Below are 25,007 nucleotides of genomic sequence, written 5' to 3'. Positions count from 1 at the left end.
GATGCTGCAGGCAATGCGCGCTATTCGAACATCGCGCTCAGCGGCGGTCGTCCACCATTGCGCGTGCAGCGGATCCGGGCGCGGGAAATGCCGGCGCGGCGAACGCCACCGGGTCCAGCGCCGCTTCCGCCGGCAGGGTGCGGGTGTCGCCGTCGCGCAGGAACGCGTAGACCTTGGCGGCCAGGTCCGGCCGGCTGCGCAGCAGCGCGAAGGTGCCGTTGTGCTGCGCGCGATGCAGCAGCAGCGTGCGGCTGTTGGGGAAGTAGGGCAGCAACGCCAGGGTGTTCTCCAGCGGCGTGGAGGTGTCCCAGTCGCCCTGCACGAACAGCACCGGGGTCGGATCCAGGACTGGTGCGCGCATGGCGTCGCCGGCGTCGGCGGTGGCCCATTCGCCCTTGGTCGCCAGATACGCGGCGAAGTTCCAGCGCCCGAGCAGCGGCAGCGCCGGGTCGCTCCACAGCAGGCGCTTGCGCGGCGCGCTCATGTCCAGGCCGATGTTGATCAGCGGATTGATCAACGCGCGCTTCTCCGGCGCGCGCCAGGCGATGGCGTCGCGAGCCCAGTCTTCGTAGTGGCCGTGGTAGGCCGAGAGCACGAAGCGCGGGAAGGTGGCGGCGTTCGCGGAGTAGGTGATCAGCGCCAGCTGGTAGTCCTCCAGCCCCAGCACGACCTGCTGCCGCATGCCGTCGTGCTCGACGTCCACACGGATCGGACCGGCGGCGAAACGCGCGCACGTCGCCTGCAGCGCCGCGATCGTGCCGCCGTTGGGCAGATACGGGGCCAGCGCGGGCGCTTGGTCGGCTTCCGCGGCGATGCGCTGGAATGCGGCGAACACCTGCGACGGTTGGTCGTAGCCGGCGTCCAGCGGTTCGGTCGCGGAGATCACCGCGCGCGCCACGCGCCCGGGATGGCGCTTGAGCACCGCGAACGCCCACTGCGAGCCGAAGCTGGCGGCGACCAGGCTGATCCTGTCGTAGCCCAGCGCCTGGCGCAGGTCGTCGACGTCGTCGGCGATCTGCGCGACCGAATAGCCGGACAGATCGGCCTGCGGATAGGCGGCCTGCGCGCGCCGGGCCAGGCCGCGGACGATGGCGATGTCCTGCGCGGTGGTCATCGGCTGGTCCAGCGGCAAGGCCGGCGTGTCCAGTTCCATTTGTTCGCCGCGCAGGGTGTAGCCGCGCTGCTCGACCACCACCAGGTCGGCGACCTCCGCATACGCCTGCCAGGCTTTGACGCGGCGCCTGGCCGTGTCGTCCCGATCCAGCACGATGTCGAGCATCGTCGTGCCCGGTCCGCCCGCCAGCAGGAAGATCGGCGGTGCGCCGCTCGGGTGGCGCGCCTTGACCCGGGCGAAGCCGACCTGGATCCGGCGGCTATCGGGCTTGTCGCGGTTCTCCGGCACCGACAGGGTGCCGATGTCGTAAGGCATCGACGAGCCGTCGATCGCAGTGGCGACCGCGTGCTCGATGCCGATGCGCGCAGGTGGCGCGATCGTCTGCGCGTGGCCGGCCAACGCCCAGCCGAGCGGGAGCGCGAGCAGTGCGAGACGGGCAATCGGGCTGCTGCGCATGGCGGGGCGTCGCTCTGGACAGAGCGGCAACATCGGCCCGCGCCCGGCGGGTGTCAAGCGGCTCGCCGGGACTGGCGACGTCGCGGGATGCGGTGGTCGCTTGCCGGGCAGGTTGTTCGGCGCCAGCGGGTGGATGGACGCTACGCACCCGAGGGTCTTGCGGTTGCGGGGGCTTCACCGATCCCGGCGGACTCGTGGTCAGCTGGGCCCGCTCGCCTGGCACGTGCAGCCAGCGGCGCCGCGCGCAGCTCAGTCGAGCAGGGCGCGCAGGTCGTCGGGGATGCGCGTGTGCGGATGCTCGCGCTGGAACCGCTGCAGGCTGGCGCGCGCAGTCGCGTGGTCGCCTGCGTCGCGGCGCTCGCGGATGCGGTGCAGCCATTGCCGCCGCGACAGCCGCGCATCCGCATCCGCGGCGGCCTCGAGTGCCGCGTCGGCGGGGACCGCGGTCGCGGCGAACGGAATCGCGTCTTCGGCGATCGGCGCGGCGGGCGCGGCAGGCGCCGGTGCGGCCATGAGCCCGCCTTCTATGCGTGCGTCGGATGCCGCCGTCTTTGCCTGCGTGCGGGCCAGTGCCTCCCGCCGCGCGCGCAGTGGCTGGCCGCGATCCTGCACGGTGGAGCGCTGTTCATCCTGTGCCGCCGACTCCTGCTGCGTGCGCGCTGCCGCGGCGTCGGCAAGCGCCTCCTGCGCGTCGGCTGCTGGCGCGGACATCGGCGCGGGCGGCGCAGGCGGTGCCGGAGGCGCGACCATCCGCGGTGCCGGCTTCGCTGCGACGACAGGCGCCGGTTCGGCGACGACCTGTGCTGGTGCCGACGCCGCTGTCGGCACGATTTCCTGCATGGCGGGAGCGCTCGCCGAGGGCGGCGGTGGCGCGGGCTCTGGCTGTGCCACGTCCGTACGCGCAGCGGCGTCGGCCGACGGAGCGTGGCTGGCAGGCGCCGGTGCTGGCGCCGCGGACTCTGCCGTCTCCGCTGTCGCGGGCGCCGGCGCTGCGGCCGGCATCGGTACCGGCGGAGGTGGCGTCCGCAGTTGCCAGGCGATGCCGACCGCCAGGCTCAGCGACGCCGCCAGTCCGGTCCAGGCCGGCCACCGCGTGCGACGCCTGGCGACGGTGGGCGGTGTTTCGCGCGCCAGCTGCGGCGCGGCGGCGATCGGCGCCGGCTGCACGGCATCGGTATGGGGTTCGGGTTCGGCGCGCGCATCCACTGGCGGCGTGGCCGCCGGCGCTGACGCCACCGCCGCGCGCGCCGCGGCCAGGATCGCCGCGTCCAGCGCTGACGACGGCTGCGCCTGCCGGCCCAGGCGCAGGCGTTCGGCGAGGGCGCGTTCTTCCGGGGTCAGTGGCTCGTCGGCGTTCATTCGCCCAGCCTCGCGCGCAGTTTGTCCATCGCATAGCGCAGCCGCGACTTGACCGTCTCGCGGCCGACCCCGGTGATCTGTCCGATCTCCTCCAGGCTCAGTTCCTGTTCCAGGCGCAGCAGCAGCACTTCGCGTTGATCCTCCGGCAAGTCGTCGAGCGCCAGCTGCAGCTGGCGCCGCTGTTCGAACGCGGACAGCTGCCGTTCCGGGGTATCCGGATCCGGCACGCTGGCGGTGCGTAGATCTGCGTCGGCCGGCGCGGCCGGGCGGTGCTTGGCCGCGCGCCAGTGATCGCCGAGCCGATTGTGGGCGATGCGCAGCAGCCAGGTACTGAACGCCGCCTGCGGCTGCCAGCCCTGGCGCGCGGCGATGACCCGCTGCCACACGTCCTGGAACATTTCCTCGGCCAGTGCCACGTCGCGCAGCTGGCGCAGCAGGTAGTGATAGAGGCGGCCGCGGTGGCGCGCGTACAAGGTCTCGAACGCGCCGGCGTCGCCGGCCGCATAGGCCAGCATCAGGGCTTCATCGCTCGTTTCGACCAGGGCATCCACGGCGGCAAGCCTAAGCGTTCGCCGGCCCGGCGCATAGCGTGGCGTGGGCGAGGCGGCGGCGGGCGAGGGCGGGAAGGCAGCAGGCATCGTAGACAGTGAACGCGCCAGCACCGCGCACGGGGTCATTGCGCGTGCGCCCCTTCAGGTAAAAGGTATGCTGGCGGCAGGGGGAGACGTGGGGCAGGTCCGACGTCATGTAGGAGTTGTTGTCGATGTTCAAGCCGTCCGCGATCGCCCGCCAGGATCAACCCGACGGCCAGGCTTGCGTACAGACCGCGGCCATGCTGTGCGGCTTGCTGCCGCTGGGCAGCGACGTGGCCATCGCCTGTGGCGACGGCGCGGTCGGGCGCCTGTTCGGCGCCACGCCACATGCGCCGGCCTGGCTGCCGGCGCTGGTCCGGCGCAGCCTCGTGGAGACGGTGACCGCGCCTGCGCAGGCGCTGCTGCACGTGCTGAAGACGCCGGACGGCGCCTGCGTGGCCGTGGCCGCGCGGCTGGAACAGCCGCTGGCCGCGCCGCAGCGCACTGCCTGGTGCGAGATGGCGGCCGCGTTCGGCCTGGCGCTGCTGGACACGGAGCGGATGCGCGCGCGCATCGAGGGCCTGGAGAAGTCCAAGCAGCTGCAGCAGGCGCTGTACGAGATCGCCGACCTGGCCGGCGCGGACCTGGAAATGGGGCAGATGCTGCAGCACGTGCATTCGGTGCTGGCCTCGCTGATGTACGCGGAGAACTGCTACATCGTCGAGTACGACGAAGAGCAGCAGAGCATGCGTTTCCTGTATTTCTGCGACAAGCACGACGACTTCGTCGCCGACCCGGAGCAGCTGTACTTCCAGCGCGACATGCCCAGCAGCCTCACCTTCGCGCTGCTGCGCCACGGCCAGGCGGTGCGCGGGCCGTCCGAGCAGGTGCGCGAGCGCCTGCGGGTGGGCTACGACCGCAGGCATGGGCCGGACAGCAAGGACTGGCTGGGCGTGCCGATGCTGCGCGAGGGCCGCGTGTGCGGCGCGATCGTGGTGCAGAACTACGACCGTGCGCTGCACTACACCGACGCCGACCGCGCGCTGCTGGCCTACGTCGCCCAGCACGTGCTGACCGCGATGGACCGGCGCCATGCGCAGGTGCAGCTGGAGCGGCGCGTGCAGCTGCGCACGCAGGAACTGCAGCGCGCCAACCACGACCTGCAGGACGAGATCCTGGAGCGCAAGCGCGCCGAGACCTTGCAGCTGGCGTTGTTCCGCATCGCCGAGCTGGCGATCCGCTCGGAGAGCCTGCAGCAGTTCTACGCCGAGGTGCATGCCATCGTCGGCGGGCTGATCGATGCGCGCAACCTGTACATCGCGTTGCTGTCCGACGACGGCAAGATGCTGGAATTCGTCTACTCGGTGGACGAATACAGCCCGCGGCGGCCGCTGCGGCGCCGCGGCAAGGGGCTGACCGAATACGTCATGCGCAAGCGCCAGCCGTCGCTGCTGGAACTGGCGGACATCGAGGCGCTGGTGGCGCAGGGCGAGGTGCAGGAGTACGGCACGCGCTCGCACAGCTGGCTCGGCGTGCCGCTGTTCGACGAGGGCGAGGTGGTCGGCGCGATCGTCGTGCAGAGCTATACCACCCAGGTGCGGTTCACCGAATACGACCAGCGCCTGCTGACCTTCGTCGCCCACAACGTCGGCGGCGGCCTGGCGCGGCAGCGCGCGCAGGAGCGGCTGCAGCTGGCGCATGCCGAGCTGGAGCAGCGGGTGGCGGAGCGTACCCGCGAACTGGCCGAGGTCAATCAGCAGTTGCTGGCGCAGATCGCCGAGCGCTGGCGCGCCGAGCAACGCTTGACCCACCAGGCGCTGCACGATGCGCTGACCGGGTTGCCGAACCGTTCGCACCTGCTGGACCGGCTCGGCGAAGCGATCAACCGCGCGCGCACTGGCGACGGCATGGCCTTCGCGGTGCTGTTCCTGGATCTAGACCGGTTCAAGCTGGTCAACGACAGCATCGGCCATGCCGCCGGCGACGAGATGCTGGTGGAGGTGGCCAAGCGCATCGTCTCCACGATCCGCAGCGATGACGTGGTGGCGCGCCTGGGCGGCGACGAATTCGCGATCCTGGTGCAGTGCGAGGATGGCCTGGACGGCGTGCGCGAACTGGCGCAGCGCCTGCTCGGCGTGCTCGGTCAGCCGATGTGGGTGGCCGGCCGCGAACTGTTCCCGTCCGGCAGCCTGGGCATCGCCGCCTGGCATCCGCGCTACAGCAGCGGCGAGGAGCTGCTGCGCGACGCGGACGCGGCGATGTACCGGGCCAAGGCGCAGACCCAGGACCGGTGCGCGGTCTTCGACGAGGCGATGCGCGAGGCGGCGCTGCGCAGCCTGGACCTGGAGGCGGACCTGCGGCGGGCGATCAAGAGCGGCGATTTCGAGCCGTTCTATCAGCCGATCGTGCGCCTGATCGATGGCCAGGTGGTCGGCCACGAGGCCTTGCTGCGCTGGCGCCATGAGAGCCGCGGGCTGTTGGTGCCGAGCCAGTTCATCGATCTGGGCGAGGACAGTGGGCTGATCGAGCAGGTGGACTGGCTGCTGTACGAGCAGGTGATCCAGCGCCTGGCGCGGGGCGGCGACGGTTACGTGTCGGTCAATGTGTCGCCGCGGCATTTCCGTTCGCCGGATTTCACCGATCGGTTGTTCGGCTTGATCGATACCGCCGGTGCCGATCCGCAGCGGTTGCGGGTGGAGATCACGGAGGTGGCGCTGCTCGACGATGCGCCGCGGACGCTGACGATTCTGCAGGCGCTGCGCGATCGTGGGGTGTTGGCGCAGTTGGACGATTTCGGCACGGGATTTTCGGCCTTGTCGTATCTGCATCGGTTTCCGATCTCGGCGCTGAAGATCGATCAGAGTTTCGTTGCCGGGTTGCATGGGGACAGTGGCACCGGCAGTTATGCGCTGGTGCGCAGTATTCTGGCGTTGGCCAGTACGCTGGGGATCGAGACGATTGGCGAGGGGATCGAGACTGAGCAGCAGTTGGATACGTTGCGCGAGCTGGGCTGCGATTATGGGCAGGGGTATCTGTTGGGGCGGCCTGCGCAGCACGATTGAGGTGCGTGCACTTGGTTCCGAGGGATCGCTTGTGGCGGTTCGATGCTATGCGGATAGCGCCGTTTTTTGTCGTTCGTTAGCGCTAGTCTTCTCTCCGATCGTCATGCGCGGAGAGGCGCGTGCGGTCGCCATCGGTGTCGTGCGCTGGGCTTTGCTCTTGCATGTGCCTTGTTTGGTTGCTTTGGCTTACAAGCAAAGCTTCCGCGCTTGAGCGCGGGTCACTTTTCTTTGCTCGTGCAAAGAAAAGTAACCAAAAGAAAGCACGCCCTGCCTTGCGCCTTCCGCGCTCCGCGCTCCAGGTCCGCGTCCATGACGGGGATTCGCGGAAGGGGCATCCTGCCCCTGCCGCGAACGGCGCACATCCCTGTGCGCCGCCCTTCGGGTTTTTCCCCGCCATGGCCGCCGCTGCGGAAGGGAACCCGGTAAATCAACAGCAATAGCCAGAGCAACAGCTAGAGCAACAGCTAGAGCAACGGCTAGAGCAACGGCTAGAGCAACGGCTAGAGCAACAGCTAGAGCAACAGCCGAACATCCCAGAGCAATAGCCCGGAGCAACGGCCTAGAGCAACAGCCCAGAGCACAGCCCAGAGCAACAGCAACTAGCCTGACGGGCTGCTGCCGTTGAATCAGCCTAGCTACGATTCAATGACGAGGTATGGTGTTTCAAGGCGACGAAGACCAGTCCGTGTTCCATCCGCGTTGCATGGAGGAAGCACAGGAATGCTGGGGCACGCGTCGTCATACGTCGAAGCTTGTCGCCGGGTAGGGAGAGTTTCGACGAACAGTGAAGGCATGCGGGGCTGCAGTTGTGGCGCCCAGGTGTTGCTGGCAGACGTGGCGAAATTCAGCGCCGCGCGCCGCGGCGTTCTTCATCGATCCGCACGCGCACAACGAATGGGTCGGAGATATGCCGACCAGCGTCTGGAAGTCCCCTGTGGGAGCGACTTCAGTCGCGACGAACGCAGCGGGAAATCTCCAGGCGTCGATTCAGCCGGGCAGGGGCTGAAGCCCCGCAGCGCACCGACCAGCGCTTCGAAGTCCCTGTAGGAGCGGCTTCAGCCGCGGCCAGCGTCGCCCGCACGCGCAGACTGTGCGCCTTCTCGGGACTGAAGCCTCTGCGGGATGCTAGGCGCGTCGCCGCGCGCCCTGGGGTTGCGGCTGGTTAAGTGCGGTGCGTTTCAACGCAGCGCGTTCTGGCGCTTTTCGTCGATCCACTTCGATGCTTGCGCCGGGGTGTAGTCGTGCATCCAGGCCAGCATGGTGTCGATGTCGTTGCCGTACCACAGGTCGGCGCGCTGGTCCGGGTGCAGGAAGCGTTCGGCGACCATGCGGTCGATCATGCCGATCAAGGGGGCGTAGAACTCTTCCACGTCCAGGAATGCGCAGGGCTTGTTGCCGATGCCGAGCTGGCGCCAGGTCAGCATCTCGAAGATCTCTTCCATGGTGCCAAAGCCGCCGGGCAGGGCGACGAAGCCGTCGGACAGGTCGAACATGCGCGACTTGCGCTCGTGCATCGAGCCGACGATTTCCAGTTCGGTCAGCCCGCGGTGCGCGACTTCCCAGTCGGCCAGCTGCTTGGGGATCACGCCGGTGACCTGGCCGCCGGCGGCGAGCACCGCGTTGGCCACGGTGCCCATCAGCCCGACGTTGCCGCCGCCGTAGATCAGGCGCAGGCCCTGCTCGGCGATACGCGTGCCCAACGCGGTGGCGCGCTCGACGTAGGCGGGTTTGTTGCCGGCGTTGGAGCCGCAGTAGACGCAGATGCTTTTCATGGGATTGGGGATTCGGGATTGGGGATTCGTGACAGCGGGATGTTGCATGTGCGAGCGTTCACCGTGCGAGGAGCAGGACATGCGTCGTGGATCAACTGATTCGGCGATCCGCAAAGCACAACGCCGGGCTTTCGCCCGGCGCTACGCCATTGCCGGAAAGATGCGGAATGGGGGGCCGCCGCTGTTGCGAATCCCCAATCCCGAATCCCGGCATCAATTGGCCTTGTGGATCGCCCGCTTGCTCACCGCCATCGCGGCGTCGTGGATCGCCTCGGACAGGGTCGGGTGGGCGTGGCAGATGCGTGCCAGGTCGTCGGCCGAGCCGTTGAACTCCATCGCCAGCACGCCTTCGTGGACCAGCTCGGAGACGCCGACGCCGACCAGGTGCAGGCCGAGCACGCGGTCGGTCTCGGCATGCGCGATGACCTTGACGAAGCCGGCCGGCTCGCCCATCGCCACCGCGCGGCCGATCGCCGCGAACGGGAAGCTGCCGGTCTTGTACGGCACGCCCTCGGCCTTGAGCTGCTGCTCGGTCTTGCCGACCCAGGCGATCTCCGGCTCGGTGTAGATGACCCACGGGATCGTGTCGAAGTTGACATGGCCGGGCAGGCCGGCAATCAGTTCGGCGACCGCGATGCCTTCCTCGAAGCCCTTGTGCGCCAGCATCGGCCCGCGCACGCAGTCGCCGACCGCCCACACGCCGTCGACGCCGGTGTGGCAGTGTTCGTCGACCTCGATCTGGCCGCGCTCGTTGACCTTCACCCCGGTGCCGTCGGCCAGCAAGCCCTTGGTGGCGGCGCGGCGGCCCACGGCCACCAGCAGCTTGTCCACGGTCAGGCTCTTCTCGCCTTCGCTGTCGGTGTAGGTGACGACGACTTCCTTCTTCTTGCCCTTGCCGCTGACCTCGGTCTTGGAGACCTTGGCGCCGAGATGGATGTCCAGGCCCTGCTTCTTGAATTCCTTCAGCGCGGTCTTGGCCACTTCGGCATCGGCCAGGGCCAGGAAGTCCGGCAGCGCCTCGAGGATGGTGACCTCCGCGCCTAGACGCTTCCAGACGCTGCCCAGTTCCAGGCCGATCACGCCGGCGCCGATCACCGCCAGGCGCTTGGGCACTTCGGTGAAGTCCAGCGCGCCGACGTTGTCGACGATGGCGTCGCCGTCGAACTTGGCGAACGGCAGTTCGATCGAATCCGAGCCGGCGGCGATGATCACGTTGGTGCCCTTGAGCTCGACCTCGCTGCCGTCGTGCTGCTTGACCTTGACCACGTTGCCCGGCTGCAGCTCGCCGAACCCGTAATACGGGGTGATCTTGTTCGCCTTGAACAGCATCGCGATGCCGCCGGTGAACTGTTTGACGATCTTGTCCTTGCGCCCGACCATCGCCTCGACGTCAATCTTGGCGTCCTTGAAGCTGATGCCGTGCTCGCCGAACAGGTGGCCCATGTTCCAGAACTGGCGCGAGGAATCCAGCAGCGCCTTGGACGGAATGCAGCCCACGCGCAGGCAGGTGCCGCCCAGCGCCGGCTTGCCGTCCTTGCCCAGCGCCGCGTCGATGCAGGCGGTCTTCAGACCCAGCTGGGCGGCGCGGATTGCAGCGTGATAACCGGCCGGACCGGCACCGATGACGACGACGTCGAAGTTTTCAGCCATTTCAGATTCCTTTGCCTTTCCCTTCTCCCGTCGGGAGAAGGTGGCGCGTAGCGCCGGATGAGGGTGCGGCGGAGCGGAGCGAGCTGCCGGGGTGCTTTGAGGGTGGGCGCTGGGCGATGTCCAGTGCGGTCGTACCCTCACCCCACCCCCTCTCCCGGTGGGAGAGGGGCGTCAGGCGCTTACAGGCCGAACAGCATCCGGCCCGGGTTTTCCAGCTGGTTCTTGATGTCGACCAGGAACTGCACCGAGTCCTTGCCGTCGATGATGCGGTGGTCGTAGGACAGCGCCAGGAACATCATCGGCGCGATCACGACCTGGCCGTTCTCGGCGATCGGACGCTCCTTGATCGCGTGCATGCCCAGGATCGCGCTCTGCGGCGGGTTGATGATCGGGGTCGACAGCAGCGAGCCGAAGGTGCCGCCGTTGGTCACGGTGAAGGTGCCGCCCTGCAGTTCTTCCAGGCTCAGCTTGCCGTCGCGCGCCTTCTTGGCGTAGTCGGCGATGCCCTTCTCGATGTCGGCGAACGACTGCCGCTCGACATTGCGCAGCACCGGCGTGACCAGGCCCTTCTCGGTCGACACCGCGATCGAGATGTCGCTGTAGCCGTGATAGATGATGTCTTCGCCGTCGATCGAGGCGTTGACCAGTGGGAAGCGCTGCAGCGCGTTGGCGGCGGCCTTGACGAAGAAGCTCATGAAGCCGAGCTTGATGCCGTGGGCCTTCTGGAACTCGTCCTGCAGCTCCTTGCGCGCGGCCGAGACCTTGGCCAGGTTGACCTCGTTGAAGGTGGTCAGCATCGCGGTCGAGTTCTTCGACTGCATCAGGCGCTCGGCGATGCGCTTGCGCACGCGGGTCATCGCCACGCGCTCTTCCGGACGCGCGCCAGCGGCCTTGCCGGCGCCGCCGTTCTTGGCGTAGTTGAGGATGTCTTCCTTGGTCACCGCGCCGCGGCGGCCGGTGCCGTCGACCTGGGCCGGATCCACGCCTTCGGTGATCGCCGAGAAGCGCGCGCCCGGGGGCAGGCTGGAGACGTCGCCGGCGGCCTTGGCCGACTCGACCTTGGCCGCCTTTGGCGCTTCGGCAGCGGCGGCCTTCGGCGCGTCCGGCGCCGGTGCGTCGGCGACCTTGGCCTCGGCCGGAGCCGCCGCGGCGGTGGCGCCTTCCTCGATGATCGCCAGCAGCTGCGAGCTGGTCACGGTGGCGCCGGCCTCGAACTTGATTTCCTTCAGCACGCCGTCGACCGGGGAGGGCACTTCCAGCACGACCTTGTCGGTCTCCAGGTCCACCAGGTTCTCGTCGCGCTTGACCGCGTCGCCGGCTTTCTTGTGCCAGCTGGCGATGGTGGCATCGGATACGGATTCGGGCAGTACCGGAACTTTGACTTCGGTGGCCATTGCAGAGGGCGTCCTAGTGGGGTCTTTTGGAAGGTGAAGAGGTTTATTCAGCGACTTGGTCGTTGAACGGATTCAATAGCGCGTCGGCGACCAGCTTCAGCTGCTCTTCCAGATGCTCGGCGAAATGGCCGGCAGCGGGAGACGGCGAGCGCGGACGGCCGGCGTAGTGCAGGCTTTGCCCGTCGGCCAGGCAGGCCTGCAGATGGTGCTTGATCTGGTACCAGGCGCCCTGGTTCTGCGGTTCTTCCTGACACCAGACCAGGTCGGTGGCGTTGCTGTAGCGCTTCAGTTCCGCGGCCAGCAGCTCGCGCGGGAACGGGTACAGCTGTTCCACGCGCAGGATGGCGACGTCGTCCTGGCCGCGCTTGGTCTGGTCCTCGAGCAGGTCGTAGTAGACCTTGCCCGAGCAGGCCACCACGCGCTTGACCAGCTTCGGGTCGGCCTTCGCATCCGGGATCAGGTGCTGGAACTCGCCGTCGGCCAGTTCCTCCAGCGTCGACACCGCCAGCTTGTGGCGCAGCAGCGACTTGGGCGTCATCACCACCAGCGGCTTGCGCGTGGTCATGCGCATCTGCCGGCGGATCATGTGGAAGCACTGCGCCGGCGTGGTCGGCACGCAGACCAGCATGTTCTCCAGCGCGCACAGCTGCAGGAAGCGCTCCAGGCGCGCGGAGCTGTGCTCCGGGCCTTGCCCTTCGTAGCCGTGCGGCAGGAACAGCGACAGGCCGCTGATGCGTCCCCACTTGGCTTCGCCGGCGGCGATGAACTGGTCGATCACCACCTGCGCGCCGTTGGCGAAATCGCCGAACTGCGCTTCCCAGATGCACAGCGCATTGGGATCGGTGGTCGAGTAACCGTACTCGAAGCCCATCACCGCTTCTTCGCTGAGCAGCGAGTCGATCACGGTGGCGTCTTCCGGGTTCTCGACCAGTTGACGCAGCGGCAGGTAATAGCTGTCGGTCTTCTGGTCGTGCAGGATCGCGTGGCGGTGGAAGAACGTGCCGCGACCGGCGTCCTGGCCCACCAGGCGCAGCTTGTGGCCCTCGGCGAGCAGGGTGGCGTAGGCCAGGTTCTCGGCGAAGCCCCAGTCGCCCGGCAGATCGCCGGCGGCCATCTTCACCCGGTCCTCGTAGATCTTGGCCACGCGCGGGTGCAGCTCCACGCCGGCCGGGATCGTGGTGATGATCTTGGCCAGCTGGTCCAGGGTCTTGCGCTTGACCGTGGTGTCGACCTTGTCGGCGAGCTTGCCGGACAGGTAGTTGCTCCAGTCGATGGCGAAGTCGTCCGGCTTGCGGGTCGCCAGCTCGGTGGTGTACTCGCCCGAATCGAGCTTGTTGCGGTAGCTGTCGACCAGCGCCTGCGCCTCGCCCGGCTGGATCACGCCTTCGCTTTCCAGCTGCGCGGCGTACAGCTCGCGGGTGGTCTTGTGCTTGCGGATGGTCTGGTACATCACCGGCTGCGTCGCCGCCGGCTCGTCGGCCTCGTTGTGGCCCCAGCGGCGGTAGCAGACCAGGTCGATGACCACGTCCTTCTTGAACTGCTGGCGGAAGTCGTAGGCCAGGTTGGCCACGAACGCCACCGCGTCCGGATCGTCGCCGTTCACATGGAACACCGGTGCGCCGATCATCTTCGCCACGTCGGTGCAGTACAGCGTGGAGCGGGCGTCGTCGCGGGCGCTGGTGGTGAAGCCGATCTGGTTGTTGATGACGATGTGCACGGTGCCGCCGACCGCGAAACCGCGCGCCTGCGACATCTGGAACAGCTCCATCACCACGCCCTGGCCGGCGAACGCGGCGTCGCCGTGGATCACCACCGGCAGCACCGTCTTGCGCGCGGCGTCGCCGTAGCGTTCCTGGCGCGAGCGCACGCTGCCGACCACGACCGGGTCGACGATTTCCAGATGCGAAGGGTTGAACGCCAGCGCCAGGTGCACCGAGTTGCCGTCGGCCACCGCCACGTCGGCGGAGAAGCCCATGTGGTACTTGACGTCGCCGGTGTGGGCGCGGTCGTCGTGGGCGTGCTCGAACTTGCCTTCGAACTCGTCGAACAGCTTGCGCGGGTTCTTGCCCAGGGTGTTGACCAGCACGTTGAGGCGGCCGCGGTGGGCCATGCCGACCACGATGTCCTTGACCGCATCGGCGCCGGCGCGGCGCACCACCACGTCCATCATCGGGATCAGCGCATCGCCGCCTTCCAGCGAGAAGCGCTTCTGGCCGACGTACTTGGTGTGCAGGTAGCGCTCCAGGCCTTCGGCGGCGGTGATCCGCTCCAGCGTGCGGCGGCGGCTGTCGGCGTCGCCGGCGATGTTGCCGCCGGCGGTCTCCAGCCGCTGGTAGATCCACTGGCGCTGCTCGAATTCGGGGATGTGCATGAATTCGCTGCCGATCGACCCGGTGTAGGTCGCCTTCAGCCGTGCCAGCAGGTCGCGCAGCTTCATCCGCGGCTGGCCGCCGAGGCCGCCGGTGCTGAACTCGCTGCCCAGGTCGCTTTCCGACAGGCTGTGGAACGGCAGGCCCAGGTCCGGCGGATTGATCGGCGGGGTCAGCCCCAGCGGATCGAGCCGGGCGCCGAGGTGGCCGCGCGAGCGGTAGGCGGTGATCAGCCGGCCGACATGGCGCTCGCGCTCGTCGCCGCCGGGGCTGGTGCCGCTGTTGGCGGCCTGGCGCGCGGCGCTGGCGATGTGGGCGATGACCGCCGAGTGGGGAACGTCACCGGCATCGCGGCCCTGGAAGCCGTCGAAGTAGGTTTTCCACTTGGGGTCGATGCTGTCGGGAGAGACCAGGTACTGCTCGTACAGGTCTTCGATATAGGCGGCATTGCCGCCGGCGAGTTGCGATGACTGCGCAAACTGCTTTAGGAGATTGTCCACGATGGTGGGGTCGGGTCGCTTTGTGGGTTGGCTTGCGATAGGAACCGGCGGGCGCGTGGCCTGCACGGGCGTAATCAAGCGAAAAAATTATACCCCCATGAGCCAGCCGGGGTGTGCATTTCGGATACACAGGGGCTACGCAGGGTTCATCCGTTGCGCCATGGCGGCGACGGTACGGCGCTACCAGCCCAGCGCGCGCAGCTCGGTGCAGTCGCGCGAGCGCTCCCAGACCCGCGCGAACGCGTCGCGCAGCTGGCGCGCGCGGCCACTGCCGAGCAGGTCGGTTTCGCCGTCGTAACGGTGACCCAGTGCACGGAAGTAGTAGCCGCCGCCGTCGTTGACCAGGTAGGCCGCGGCGTAGCCCTGGTCGACCGGATCGACCACCTCGCGGAAGCGGAACACGCTGGGCAGGCGTTGCGCCAGGGCCAGCAACGGCGCGGCGGCGCGCTGCGGGGCGGCCGCGTCGTGCAGCAGCACGCGCACCTGCTTGTCGTGCGCGGCCACGGCGAAGCGGCGCAGCTGTTCCAGCGCCGGCGCACTGTCCAGCAGGCCCGGATCCAGCGCGCGGCTGTAGATCAGCAGCTGGCGCCGGGCCTGCGCGACCAGCGCGGCGCTGGCCGCGATCGCCGCGGCCGCATCCTCCACCGCGGCGGCGGCGCCGAGGATGCGCCGCATCGGTTGCCGTTCGCCGCCATGGGCGTCGGCGACGCGCGCGCCGAGCGGCAGGAACCCGTGCCGGGCGTAGAAGTCGAGCGCGGCCGGCGGCGCCTGCAGGTCCAGCCGCGGCCAGCGCCGGCGCTGCGCTTCCTCGATCAGCGCGCCCAGCAGTGCGCTGCCGACGCCGCGGCCGCGCCAGGCCGGCAGCACCGCCATGCAGCCGATGCGCCGCTCGGGACTCAGCCGCGCAGTGCCGAGCGGCTGGCCGTCGTCGGTGCGGGCCAGCACGTGGTGGCTCAGCGCATCCAGCGCGGCCTCGGCAGGCGCCTGCGGCGGCGGCAGGCCGGCCTGTTCGCGCAACGCCCGCAGTTCGCCCGCCTGGCGGGCCGGGTCGAGCGTTTCGATGCGGAAACCGGGGGCGGCGGGCATGGCGGCGGCTCAGTCCTGCGGGTCGGCATCCTCGTCGCCGTGCTCGGCCTCGTCCAGCGGCTGGTAGAAGCCGGCCTCGACCAGTTGCAGCAGGGTCTGGCGGCCGGCGGCGGACAGCGCCGCGTAGTCGTCGCCGTCGATCCGCTCGGCCGCGGCCAGGCGCCGCGCGTCCTTCAGCGGCAGGGCGAATTCCAGGCCGCTGCAGAACAGGGTGGCGCCGCGCGTGGCCCGACGCCAGGCCGGCCGCGCCCAGGGGTGGCGCTGCAGGACCAGGCCCTGTTCCAGCGCGGCGGTCACTTCCTGCGGCGCCGGCGGATTGGCCGGCGGCAGGATCTCGCCGGCGGCGCGGTAGGTGGTGATGAAGCGGCCGAACCAGGCGCCGAGGCGGTCCGGATCGTTCATGCGCAGCGCGTTCAGCGCCTCGACCACGCGGCCCATCGCCGCCGCATCGATCTCGTACGGATCGGCCGGCACCTGCAGGTCCTCGTCGTGGTAGCGCAGCGCCTCGTCGGCGCCGTCGATCAGGGTGTCCAGGTAGTCGCCGATCAGCTCGGCCGAGGACGGCGCGCGCGTGCCCACCGAGAAGGTCAGGCAGGCGTCCTCGGCGACGCCGTGGTGCGGCACCAGCGGCGGCAGGTACAGCATGTCGCCGGGGCCGAGCACCCAGTCGTGGGTGGGGGCGAAGCTGCGCAGCAACTTCAGTTCGACGTCCTCGCGGAAGTCGGTCGGCGGCGCCTTGCGGCCCAGCGAGGCGCTGGCGTCGATCTGCCAGCGGCGGTGGCCGTGCGCCTGCAGCAGGAACACGTCGTAGTGGTCCACGTGCGCGCCGACCGATCCGCCGGGCGCGGCGAAGCTGACCATCACGTCGTCGACCCGCCAGCGCGGCAGGAAGCGGAACTGCTCGAGCAGGGCGCGGATGTCCGGGTCCCACTTGTCGACGTCCTGCACCAGCAGGGTCCAGTCGTGGTCGGGCATGCCGGGGAATTCGCTTTCCTCGAACGGGCCGCTGCGCACGCTCCAGCGATCGGCGGCGCGGTCGTGCACGATCAGCCGCGACAGCGCGGCCTCCTCGCAGGCCAGCCCGGCCAGGTCGCCCGGCTCGATCGGCGAGACGAAGCCGGGGAAGGCGTTACGGATCAGCAGCGGGCGCTTGTGCCAGTAGTCGCGCAGGAAGGTCGCGGCCGGCATGCCCAGCGGCAGCTGCCGGGTGGCGTCGATTTCGATCGGGAACGAGGCGGGTTTCTTCATGGGCGGCGATCCGGCAGGGCGAGGCCGACTACGGTGCCGGCGATGCCGCCATTGTCGCCCAGCCCGGCGCGCGATGCGTTGCGCGGGCGCATGGCGGTTGCGCCGGCGACGTGCTGTGACGTGCGCAACCGGCATGGGGGCGCGTGTTCCGGTGCGCCTGCCGGTTTGACAAGCGCCCCGCGGTCAGGCTGAAGTGCGCGCCTCGGACCCAGGGAGAAAAAGGAATGCGCGGACTGCCGATCCTGCTGTCGTCGATGCTGTTGGCCGGATGCGGCGCAGCGGACAAGCCCGGTGCGGAGGCCGTGCCGCCCGCGCCGGCAGCTGCGGCGCCATCGGCGGGCGCACCGGGCACGGCCGGCGTCGCGGCCGAGGCGGCGGTGCCGGAATTCCCCGCCATCCCGATGATCGTGATCCCGGAAATCCTCGGGGTGACGCCTGCGCAGTGGGCGCTGGAGGCGTCGATGAAGGACGCGCTGGATCCGATCCAGGGCGTCAGCATCGCGCCGGCGCGATGCGGCAGCGACGGCGGCCTGGTCAACGATGCCGGCATCACCTCGGTCGATGCGCAGGGCAATCTGCTGCGCAACGGCGAGGACGGTCTGTTCAAGATCAACGCCGATGGCAGCGGCACGGCCAACTTCGAGGGCGGGCTGGTACAGGTCAACGCCGACGGCAGCGGGACCATCAACGGCACGGTCGGCGAGGGCGAGGACGCGATCGTGCGCGTCGAGGCCGATGGGTCCGGCAGCTACAACGGCCCGGCCGGGCTGATCACGCTGGACGGCAAGGGCGCTGGCAGCTGGAACGGCGACAGCGGCCTGATCCGCAACAACGGCGACGGCAGCGGCACCTGGAACGGCCCCGCAGGCCTGGTGACCATCAATGCCGACGGGTCCGGTACCTGGAACGGCGAGCGGGAAACGATCCGCAACCACGGCGACGGCACCGGCATGGTCGGCACGCCCGGGCGCACGGTGGCGATGGCGCCGCTGCCCAAGGTGCCGCCGGCCGGGCGCTTCCCGCCGCTGCGCAAGTTCGCGCCGCCCGGCGCGCCATGCGGCTACCTGATCACGCTGAACGACCGGGTGCTGTTCGACTTCGACAAGTCGCAGATCCGCGCCGATGCCGCGAAGGTGCTCGACACGCTGGCGGCCGCGCTCGGCACCGTGCAGGCGCGCGACATGGAAGTGGGCGGGCATACCGACAGCAAGGGCGGCGACGACTACAACCAGGCGCTGTCCGAACGCCGCGCCAACGCGGTGCTCGACGCGCTGCGCAGCCGCGGGCTGACGCTGCAGGCCGCGGCCAAGGGCTACGGGGAGGCGCGGCCGGTGGCGCCGAACCAGTTGCAGGGTGTGGACAATCCGGCAGGGCGGCAGTTGAACCGGCGCGTGGAGATCTTCGTCAGGACCTGAGCGCGCGCATGCCGCCGCCGTGTGCCGGGCTGAGGCGCCGGAAGCTGGGAAGGGAAGCGTCCAGGCTGTCGCACGTGACCGTGCAACAGCACTCGTGGCACGTCAACGACAGCGCCGGTCCAGCGCAAGCTCCGCCGGATCACGGATCACGGATCACGGATCCCGAGTCCCGAGTCCCGAGTCCCAAGCATGCGCCGCGCCGCTGCGCGTCAGTTGCCGGCGATCCTGTTGTCGCGGCCGTAGTCCTGCACCTTCGCGGTACCGCTTTGCTGGGTCAGTTCGTTCTTGTCGCCCTGCAGTGTCACCGCGCCGAGCGAGGTCGCGCGCAGCTGGTTTTCGTTGCCCGTCACCGTCAGCGTGTCGATGCGCCTCATCTGCAGGTTGCCGTGCCGGCCGAACAGTTCGACCTCCTTGGTATCGCTGGTCATGACCACCTGCGCATTGTTGCCGACCACGCGCACGCCGTCGGCATGCTCGATCTGCAGGCTGCCGTTGTCGCCCAGCAAGGCCACCGTGGCGCATTGGCCGCGCAGCACCAGCTTGGCGCCGCTGCCGACGATGTCCAGGTTGTGGCCGTCGCAGTCGATGGTGCCGGCGGTCGAGGTCACCATCAGCGTGGCGCGCTCGCCGTTCTCGCCGCCGGCCTGCGCTGCGCTGGCCGGGGCCGTCGCCGCAGTGGGCGCGCTGGGCGCTGCCGCTGCCGGCGGCGCCGTTGCGGCTGGAGCCGCCGCGGGCGCCGGCGTGCCGGCCGCGGGCTCGCCGCCAGCCGGTGCCTGCTGTTGCGTGCAGGCGCTCAATGCCAGCAAGGGCAGGCAGAGAAACAGATTCCGTGTCATCGCAGATCTCCTGTTGGGCGGACGCCAAGGTGCCGCGGGGAAAGCTCGGTGGGCGCGGCCTCGCTCAGATCGCGCGCGCCAGGCGCTCGGCCAGGCCGGTATAGCCGCCCGGGGTCAGCGCGCGCAGGCGTTGCTTGGCGTCCTCGGGCAGCTCCAGGGTCTCGACGAAGGCCTGCATCGACGCGGCGGTGATGCCCTGGCCGCGGGTCAGCGCCTTGAGCTGCTCGTACGGGTTGGGCAGGCCGTGGCGGCGCATCACCGTCTGCACCGCTTCGGCCAGCACTTCCCAGGCGGCGTCGAGGTCGGCATCCAGGCGCTCGGGATTGACGGTCAGCTTGCCCAGGCCCTTGGCCAGCGAATCCAGCGCCACCTGGGTGTGGCCGAACGCGGTGCCGAGCGCGCGCAGCACGGTGGAATCGGTGAGGTCGCGCTGCCAGCGGCTGATCGGCAGCTTGGCGCTGAAGTGCTCGAACAGCGCGTTGGCGATGCCGAAGTTGCCTTCGGCGTTCTCGAAATCGATCGGGTTGACCTTGTGCGGCATGGTCGAGGAGCCGACTTCGCCTTCCTTGAGCTTCTGCTTGAAGTAGCCGAGCGAGATGTAGCCCCAGATGTCGCGGGCCAAGTCGACCAGGATGGTGTTGGCGCGGCGGGTGGCATCGCCGAGTTCGGCGACGTTGTCGTGCGGCTCGATCTGGGTGGTGTACGGGTTGAACACCAGGCCCAGGCCCTCGACGAAGCGCTGCGCGAAGGCCGGCCAGTCCACGTCCGGATAGCTGGCGACGTGCGCGTTGTAGTTGCCGACCGCTCCGTTGATCTTGCCGGTCAGTTCGACCGCGGCGATCTGCCGGCGCTGGCGCTCCAGGCGCGCGACGACATTGGCGATTTCCTTGCCCAGCGTGGTCGGTGAGGCGGTCTGGCCGTGGGTGCGCGACAGCATCGGCTGCGCGGCCTGGGCATGGGCCAGCGCGCGCAGCGAGGCGACGACGCCGTCCAGCGTCGGCAGCAACACCTCGCGCCGCGCCTGCTCCAGCATCAGCCCGTAGCTGAGGTTGTTGATGTCCTCGCTGGTGCAGGCGAAATGTACAAACTCCAGCGCCGGACCGAGTTCGGCGTCGTCCTTGAGCTGCTCCTTGATGAAGTACTCCACCGCCTTGACGTCATGGTTGGTGGTGCGCTCGATCTGCTTGACCCGCGCCGCGTGCTCGACGCCGAAGCCGTCGGCCAGCGCGCGCAGCCGCTGCGTGGCCGCGGCCGAGAATGGCGCCAGCTCGGCGATGCCCGGCTCGGCGCCCAGCGCCAGCAGCCATTCGATCTCCACCTTCACCCGCGCCTTGATCAGGCCATATTCGGAAAAGATCGGCCGCAAGGCATCGACCTTGCCGGCGTAGCGGCCATCGAGCGGGGACAGGGCGAGCAGGGCGGAATCCGACATGGGCAGGGGCAGGGCGGCAGCGGTGGGGCGGATATTCTACGCCGGCCGGGCACCGGCCAGGCCCGCGACGGGGCCACCGGGCGTCGCGAATAACCGCGCGCGCGGTGGCTGTTTGCAGCGAGGCCGAACCTGTTTCCCCGACTGCGCTTGTCGCGACATCACCGGCACGCGTTGCTAGAATGCGCGGCTGTAATCGTTTTCAACAGGGACGTGTTCCTATGCCATCTTCCTTCCGCCTGGCCGCGCTGGCCGTTGCCGTGTCCATGTTCCTGGTCGCCTGCGGCGGCAAGCCGTCGGCTACGCCGGCCGCCCAGGACGCCGCCACCAAGGCGCCCGCCGACCGCGCGTCGAGCGATGCGCACGAGGCGCTGACCCGCAAGCTCAACGCGTACATCGAGTGCTTCAACCAGGTCGATGCGGACATCCACCGCGGCGCGCAGTCCTACGTCCGCTGGATGGACGATCCCGAGACCGGCCCGACCGGCAAGGAAACCAGCGTGTACGGGCCGGCTCAGATCGACCAGTACGACATGAAGGTCTGCGATGCACCGATGATCCAGGCGGCCGCGGCCAAACCCGCGCTGCCGGCGCTGGATGCGGCCGCCAAGCGCTATACGGCGGCACTGAAGATGCTGCAGCCGATCGGCAACCAGGTGCGCGACTACTACGAGCGCGAGGACTATCAGGACGACGGCTTCGCCAAGGGCAAGCAGCTGCATGCGCCGCTGATGGCCGCCCTGTCCGAGTTCGCCGACGCCAGCCAGGCGTTCAGCGACGAACTGGACGCGCAGAACGATGCCGCGCAGCGCGAGCAGCTGAAGGCGATGGAGCGGGCCGAAGGCCGCACCCGTGACTTCTACCGCCTGTCGATGATGCTCGAGGCCAAGGAGATCGTCGCCCTGCTGCAGGAGGACGCGTTCGATGCGGCCAAGGCCAACGCATTGCTCGCTGGCTTCAACACCTTGTCCGACGAGGCGCACGCCAAGGTCGCCGACCAGGAACCGGGCAAGCTGGACTGGAACGGGTTCGAGACCGCCGCGGAGAACTTCCGCAAGGAAGGCAAGGCGCGGATCAAGCGGGTGGTCGAAAAGACCCCGTACAGCCGCATCGAACAGGGCTGGCTGGACAGCCCAACGCTGGCACCGGCGGGCTCGCCGGGGCGGCTGCTGAAGGCGTACAACGACCTGGTCTTCCAGAGCAACCGGCAGCAGTAACCGGCGCGTCCGGCGGCCGGCCGCGAGGTCGCTGCTGCTGCCTTGGATCGAGAGCCCCGGCGGCGCAGCGACGTCGCGCCGGGTGGGGCCACGGTCGCCGCGGCACTGGCGCCCTGCCGATCGGTCCGGCGATCCAGCCGCACGTGCGCCAGGCGCTTGCACGCGGCCAACCAACATCACCACGACCCGCCGCCATCATCAGCGTGGCGTGTCCACGACGTCGCTCTGCGTGCGTCGCGCAAGCCGGCAACGGCATGACTGCCGCGGACGGGGCGTGCCTCGGCGCGTTGCCGTATAGCTACGCCAGGTCGATGCAGGCGGATCGCGTCGGCGTCGCCGAGCATCGCTGCGGCCGCCAAGTCTGCCTCCAGGCATTGCTAACATCCGTTGGCGCACACTGCTGACGCCGGGCGCTGCGCCGCGGATAATGCGCGCGCCAGCCGCAGCTCCGCCAGCCTGCCTTCCCGGACGTCGCTCACGACAGCGCCGGGTGAATTCCTCTTTTGCAGATGCGGAGATTGCGCAATGAGTGACAACTTCAGGGTCGAGCACGACAGCATGGGCGAGTTGCAGGTGCCGGCCGAGGCGCTGTGGGGCGCGCAGACCCAGCGCGCGGTGCAGAACTTCCCGGTGTCCGGACAGCCGATGCCGCGCGGTTTCATCCGCGCGTTGGGCCTGATCAAGGCCGCCGCGGCCGGCGTCAACGCCGAGCTGGACCTGCTGCCCAAAGCGGTGGCCAAGGCGGTGCAGGCGGCGGCGCTGGAGGTGGCCGGCGGCAAGCACGATGCGCATTTCCCGATCGACATCTACCAGACCGGCTCGGGCACCTCGTCCAACATGAATGCCAACGAGGTCATCGCCACGCTGGCCTCGCGCGCGGCCAAGCCGGGCGCGCCGGCGGTGCATCCCAACGACCACGTCAACCTCGGCCAGAGTTCCAACGACGTGGTGCCGACCGCGATCCGCGTCTCCGCCCAGCTGGCCACGCAGGAACAGTTGCTGCCGGCGTTGAAGCACCTGCGCAAGGTCATCGACAAGCGCGCCAAGCAACTGGACAAGGTGGTCAAGACCGGGCGCACGCATCTGATGGATGCGATGCCGCTGACCTTCGGCCAGGAGTTCGGAGCGTGGTCGGCGCAGCTGGGCTCTGCGCAGGAACGGCTGCAGGACAGCCTCAAGCGCCTGCGCCGGCTGCCGCTGGGCGGCACCGCGATCGGCACCGGGATCAATGCCGACCCGCGCTTCGGCGGCAAGGTCGCCAAGGCTTTGTCCACACTCACCGGCTGCAAGTTCGACAGCGCCGACAACAAGTTCGAAGGCCTGGCCGCGCAGGACGATGCGGTGGAACTGTCCGGCCAACTCAATGCGCTGGCGGTAGCGCTGATCAAGATCGCCAACGACCTGCGCTGGATGAACGCCGGGCCGCTGGCCGGGTTGGGCGAGATCGAGTTGCCGGCGTTGCAGCCGGGCAGCTCGATCATGCCGGGCAAGGTCAATCCGGTGATTCCCGAGGCCACGGTGATGGTCTGCGCGCAGGTCATCGGCCACCACACCGCGATCACTGTGGCCGGGCAGACCGGCAATTTCCAGTTGAACGTGGCCCTGCCGCTGATCGCGGCCAACCTGCTGGACTCGATCAACCTGCTGGCCAACGTGTCGCGGCTGCTGGCCGATTCGGCGATCGCCGGGTTGAAGGTGCGCGAGGAGCGGGTGCGCGAGGCGCTGGGCCGCAATCCGATCCTGGTCACCGCGCTGAATCCGATCATCGGCTATGAGAAGGCGGCGGCGATCGCCAAGCGCGCCTACAAGGAGAACCGCCCGGTGCTGGAGATCGCGATCGAGGACAGCGGCCTGGGCGAGGCCGAGCTGCGCAAGCTGCTCGACCCGGCGGCGCTGACCAGGGGCGGCATCCACGCCGGTGGCGGCAGCGGAGGCTGAAGGTGTGCCTGCATGGTGCGGCGGGTGCCGTGCCATGCGGGGGCGATGTATCGCTTTGGCGAGTCCAGTGAGCTGAAAGGCCACTGCGGGCTTGCTAAGTCTTGCGTGGAGGAGGGGGCGTGTGCTCTTGACGCCGGGTCTGGCGCCGAGCGTTTGATGGCTGCGTTGGTCGCGACTGATGGCGCGGGCCTGCCTTGAGCCGCCTATGAACTGCCGGTAGGTCGGCCATCAACCCGGACATGGTTCCGAAGCCTGCAACCTCATGGTTTCGCTCGTCGCGACTGAAGTCGCTTCCACAACGGGAACGTGCGATCTCCCGCCAGATGGGCTGGGGAAGGCTTCAGCGCTGACAGGAACCGAAGCCGGAACCGTCGCTACTGCGCTCGTCGCGGCTGAAGCCGCTCCTACAGGGGGACGCGCAATGGAATGTCTGGGTGCACTGTAGGAGGGGCTTCAGCCCCGACAGGACCTGAGGGTGCAGGTCCATCGCCATTGCAGCGGTCGCGGCCGATGCCGCTTCTGCGGCGCGCGTCGCCTCAGCGGCGCTCGGCCTGCAGGTTGCCGAAGCTCTCCCGGTACGGCTGCAGCGACGGGATGTCGCGCAGCACCGCGCCCTGCAGGGCGTCGATCTCCGGGGTGGTCGCAAAGCCGACTGAGCGCATGTTCGGGTCGGGCGGGGCGGTTTCCAGGGTGCGCTGGCGCTGCATCTGCAACTGCATGAACAGCTGTTGCAGCTGGCTGCGCTGGGCCTGCGGCAGCGGCAGCTCGATGTCGTCGATCCTGAGGCTGCCGTCGGGCCCGATCGAGGCATTGGCGGCCGGCGCACGGCGCAGCATCACGGTCATGCTGTCCACCGCCACCCGCGGCTTGCCGCGCTCGGCACGCGAGGAGGTCGACGCGCCGTCGCGCGCGCCGCACGCCGCCAGCAACAGGCACAGCGCGATCAGGGAAAACCAGGCGGCTAGCGTCTTCTTCATCGATCGATTCAAAGCAGGGTGTCCCGGCCATTTTAGGCCGGGACCGCCGCAATTACTTGACCGAATTGTCGCAGTCGCTGATGTCGCTGGCGTCGAGGCTGGCATAGGGGCGGAATGCCGGCAGTTTCTGCGCCAGCGTGTCCTGCGCCTGGCGCAGCGTCGCCACCTGGCCGCAGATCTTCAACGCTTCCTGTTTGAGCTTCTCGGCCTGCGCCTCGATGTGCTCGCCGACATGCTCGGTGTTGCCGCTGATGACCCCGGCCAGCGCGTCGCCGGCCGCTTTCACGCCGAGCGCGGCGCCTTGCTTGCCGACCTCCAGGCCCTGCATGCCGATCGCGCCGAGCTGCTCGCGGTAGGCCACCAGCAGGGCGTGCTGCTCGGCGCTGACCGCGACCTGCTTGCCGTCGATCAGCAGGTCGCCGCTACGGGTGATGGTCGCCGGCGGCTGGCCGGACACCTTCAGGGTGATGTCGCCGTTGTCGAAGCTCAGGCTGCGCGCGCTGGGCGTGTTGCTAGTGGTCCGGTCGGACTGCGGCGTGGAGGGTTGGCAGGCCGCCAGGGCCAGCAGCGCCGTCAGGGCGACGCCGGCCAGTGCCAGGGAACGATGCTGCAT

Annotated in this window: 18 protein-coding genes; 4 read left to right on the top strand and 14 right to left on the bottom strand. The window is 69.1% G+C overall.

The window, feature by feature from the left end; genetic code table 11:
• Positions 1 to 37: 37 nt before the first annotated feature.
• The 4 genes from J2Y70_RS17160 to J2Y70_RS17145 form a co-directional block, all read right to left on the bottom strand.
• Entirely contained in the window at positions 38 to 1,570 is a 1,533-nt protein-coding gene (locus tag J2Y70_RS17160; protein ID WP_309920200.1) for an alpha/beta fold hydrolase, read from the bottom strand.
• 249 nt (positions 1,571 to 1,819) lie between these two features.
• Complete coding sequence (locus J2Y70_RS17155; protein WP_309920197.1) at positions 1,820 to 2,929, bottom strand: hypothetical protein; 1,110 nt, start codon at positions 2,927 to 2,929, stop codon at positions 1,820 to 1,822.
• A complete protein-coding gene (locus J2Y70_RS17150; protein ID WP_263394771.1) occupies positions 2,926 to 3,480 on the bottom strand; it encodes an RNA polymerase sigma factor in 555 nt (184 codons plus the stop codon). Before J2Y70_RS17150 ends, J2Y70_RS17155 begins: the two co-directional genes overlap by 4 nt.
• A gap of 10 nt (positions 3,481 to 3,490) precedes the next feature.
• Complete coding sequence (locus tag J2Y70_RS17145; RefSeq protein WP_309920194.1) at positions 3,491 to 3,700, bottom strand: hypothetical protein; 210 nt, start codon at positions 3,698 to 3,700, stop codon at positions 3,491 to 3,493.
• Between J2Y70_RS17145 and J2Y70_RS17140 the strand changes: the two genes are divergently transcribed.
• Complete coding sequence (locus J2Y70_RS17140; protein WP_309920193.1) at positions 3,693 to 6,563, top strand: EAL domain-containing protein; 2,871 nt, start codon at positions 3,693 to 3,695, stop codon at positions 6,561 to 6,563. The genes J2Y70_RS17145 and J2Y70_RS17140 overlap by 8 nt on opposite strands.
• A 1,178-nt stretch (positions 6,564 to 7,741) precedes the next feature.
• On the opposite strand, the gene J2Y70_RS17135 is transcribed toward J2Y70_RS17140, so the two are convergent.
• The 6 genes from J2Y70_RS17135 to J2Y70_RS17110 all read right to left on the bottom strand — a co-directional run bounded on the left by J2Y70_RS17135 (position 7,742) and on the right by J2Y70_RS17110 (position 16,582).
• Positions 7,742 to 8,335: a TIGR00730 family Rossman fold protein gene (locus tag J2Y70_RS17135; RefSeq protein WP_309920190.1), complete on the bottom strand. Its 594-nt coding sequence runs from the start codon at positions 8,333 to 8,335 to the stop codon at positions 7,742 to 7,744.
• A 213-nt stretch (positions 8,336 to 8,548) separates the two neighbouring features.
• Positions 8,549 to 9,985 (bottom strand): dihydrolipoyl dehydrogenase, encoded by a 1,437-nt coding sequence (lpdA, locus tag J2Y70_RS17130; RefSeq protein WP_309920187.1) that lies wholly within the window; start codon positions 9,983 to 9,985, stop codon positions 8,549 to 8,551.
• 179 nt (positions 9,986 to 10,164) lie between these two features.
• Positions 10,165 to 11,379, bottom strand: a complete 1,215-nt coding sequence (gene sucB, locus J2Y70_RS17125; protein WP_309920184.1) for a dihydrolipoyllysine-residue succinyltransferase — start codon at positions 11,377 to 11,379, stop codon at positions 10,165 to 10,167.
• Positions 11,380 to 11,422: 43 nt separating this feature from the next.
• Positions 11,423 to 14,248 (bottom strand): 2-oxoglutarate dehydrogenase E1 component, encoded by a 2,826-nt coding sequence (locus tag J2Y70_RS17120; protein ID WP_309920181.1) that lies wholly within the window; start codon positions 14,246 to 14,248, stop codon positions 11,423 to 11,425.
• Positions 14,249 to 14,428: 180 nt separating this feature from the next.
• Positions 14,429 to 15,334, bottom strand: a complete 906-nt coding sequence (locus J2Y70_RS17115; protein ID WP_309920176.1) for a GNAT family N-acetyltransferase — start codon at positions 15,332 to 15,334, stop codon at positions 14,429 to 14,431.
• A gap of 9 nt (positions 15,335 to 15,343) precedes the next feature.
• On the bottom strand, positions 15,344 to 16,582 hold the full coding sequence (locus tag J2Y70_RS17110; protein WP_309920173.1) for a cupin domain-containing protein: 1,239 nt from the start codon (positions 16,580 to 16,582) through the stop codon (positions 15,344 to 15,346).
• Between the two features lie 224 nt (positions 16,583 to 16,806).
• On the opposite strand from J2Y70_RS17110, the gene J2Y70_RS17105 reads away from it, so the two are divergent.
• Entirely contained in the window at positions 16,807 to 17,997 is a 1,191-nt protein-coding gene (locus J2Y70_RS17105; RefSeq protein WP_309920170.1) for an OmpA family protein, read from the top strand.
• A gap of 209 nt (positions 17,998 to 18,206) precedes the next feature.
• On the opposite strand, the gene J2Y70_RS17100 is transcribed toward J2Y70_RS17105, so the two are convergent.
• Positions 18,207 to 18,833: a DUF3060 domain-containing protein gene (locus J2Y70_RS17100; RefSeq protein WP_309920167.1), complete on the bottom strand. Its 627-nt coding sequence runs from the start codon at positions 18,831 to 18,833 to the stop codon at positions 18,207 to 18,209.
• A gap of 64 nt (positions 18,834 to 18,897) precedes the next feature.
• Positions 18,898 to 20,265 carry an adenylosuccinate lyase gene (gene purB / locus J2Y70_RS17095; RefSeq protein ID WP_263394761.1) on the bottom strand — a complete coding sequence of 456 codons (1,368 nt, stop codon included), beginning with the start codon at positions 20,263 to 20,265 and terminating at the stop codon, positions 18,898 to 18,900.
• Positions 20,266 to 20,483: 218 nt separating this feature from the next.
• Here purB and J2Y70_RS17090 point away from each other — a divergent pair, with 218 nt between their 5' ends.
• Together J2Y70_RS17090 and J2Y70_RS17085 are read left to right on the top strand one after the other, a co-directional pair.
• Positions 20,484 to 21,479: a YiiG family protein gene (locus J2Y70_RS17090; protein WP_309920162.1), complete on the top strand. Its 996-nt coding sequence runs from the start codon at positions 20,484 to 20,486 to the stop codon at positions 21,477 to 21,479.
• Between the two features lie 525 nt (positions 21,480 to 22,004).
• A complete protein-coding gene (locus tag J2Y70_RS17085; RefSeq protein ID WP_309920159.1) occupies positions 22,005 to 23,417 on the top strand; it encodes a class II fumarate hydratase in 1,413 nt (470 codons plus the stop codon).
• A gap of 536 nt (positions 23,418 to 23,953) precedes the next feature.
• Here J2Y70_RS17085 and J2Y70_RS17080 read toward each other — a convergent pair.
• Positions 23,954 to 24,394, bottom strand: coding sequence for a hypothetical protein (locus J2Y70_RS17080; RefSeq protein ID WP_263394758.1), 441 nt, complete (start codon positions 24,392 to 24,394; stop codon positions 23,954 to 23,956).
• A 52-nt stretch (positions 24,395 to 24,446) separates the two neighbouring features.
• Positions 24,447 to 25,007, bottom strand: coding sequence for a DUF2884 family protein (locus J2Y70_RS17075; RefSeq protein WP_309920156.1), 561 nt, complete (start codon positions 25,005 to 25,007; stop codon positions 24,447 to 24,449).

Source organism: Xanthomonas sp. 1678 (genome assembly GCF_031455575.1).
Taxonomy (GTDB): Bacteria; Pseudomonadota; Gammaproteobacteria; order Xanthomonadales; family Xanthomonadaceae; genus Xanthomonas_A.
This window is presented reverse-complemented; position numbering and strand designations above follow the sequence as displayed.

What these genes read in the sequence shown, in the direction of transcription:
- lpdA (WP_309920187.1), bottom strand. Translation starts at nt 9,985, where the DNA reads ATGGCTGAAAACTTCGACGTCGTCGTCATCGGTGCCGGTCCGGCCGGT.
- sucB (WP_309920184.1), bottom strand. Translation starts at nt 11,379, where the DNA reads ATGGCCACCGAAGTCAAAGTTCCGGTACTGCCCGAATCCGTATCCGAT.
- J2Y70_RS17115 (WP_309920176.1), bottom strand. Translation starts at nt 15,334, where the DNA reads ATGCCCGCCGCCCCCGGTTTCCGCATCGAAACGCTCGACCCGGCCCGC.
- J2Y70_RS17090 (WP_309920162.1), top strand. Translation starts at nt 20,484, where the DNA reads ATGCCATCTTCCTTCCGCCTGGCCGCGCTGGCCGTTGCCGTGTCCATG.
- J2Y70_RS17155 (WP_309920197.1), bottom strand. Translation starts at nt 2,929, where the DNA reads ATGAACGCCGACGAGCCACTGACCCCGGAAGAACGCGCCCTCGCCGAA.
- J2Y70_RS17110 (WP_309920173.1), bottom strand. Translation starts at nt 16,582, where the DNA reads ATGAAGAAACCCGCCTCGTTCCCGATCGAAATCGACGCCACCCGGCAG.
- purB (WP_263394761.1), bottom strand. Translation starts at nt 20,265, where the DNA reads ATGTCGGATTCCGCCCTGCTCGCCCTGTCCCCGCTCGATGGCCGCTAC.
- J2Y70_RS17105 (WP_309920170.1), top strand. Translation starts at nt 16,807, where the DNA reads ATGCGCGGACTGCCGATCCTGCTGTCGTCGATGCTGTTGGCCGGATGC.
- J2Y70_RS17135 (WP_309920190.1), bottom strand. Translation starts at nt 8,335, where the DNA reads ATGAAAAGCATCTGCGTCTACTGCGGCTCCAACGCCGGCAACAAACCC.
- J2Y70_RS17085 (WP_309920159.1), top strand. Translation starts at nt 22,005, where the DNA reads ATGAGTGACAACTTCAGGGTCGAGCACGACAGCATGGGCGAGTTGCAG.
- J2Y70_RS17160 (WP_309920200.1), bottom strand. Translation starts at nt 1,570, where the DNA reads ATGCGCAGCAGCCCGATTGCCCGTCTCGCACTGCTCGCGCTCCCGCTC.
- J2Y70_RS17080 (WP_263394758.1), bottom strand. Translation starts at nt 24,394, where the DNA reads ATGAAGAAGACGCTAGCCGCCTGGTTTTCCCTGATCGCGCTGTGCCTG.
- J2Y70_RS17140 (WP_309920193.1), top strand. Translation starts at nt 3,693, where the DNA reads ATGTTCAAGCCGTCCGCGATCGCCCGCCAGGATCAACCCGACGGCCAG.
- J2Y70_RS17075 (WP_309920156.1), bottom strand. Translation starts at nt 25,007, where the DNA reads ATGCAGCATCGTTCCCTGGCACTGGCCGGCGTCGCCCTGACGGCGCTG.
- J2Y70_RS17100 (WP_309920167.1), bottom strand. Translation starts at nt 18,833, where the DNA reads ATGACACGGAATCTGTTTCTCTGCCTGCCCTTGCTGGCATTGAGCGCC.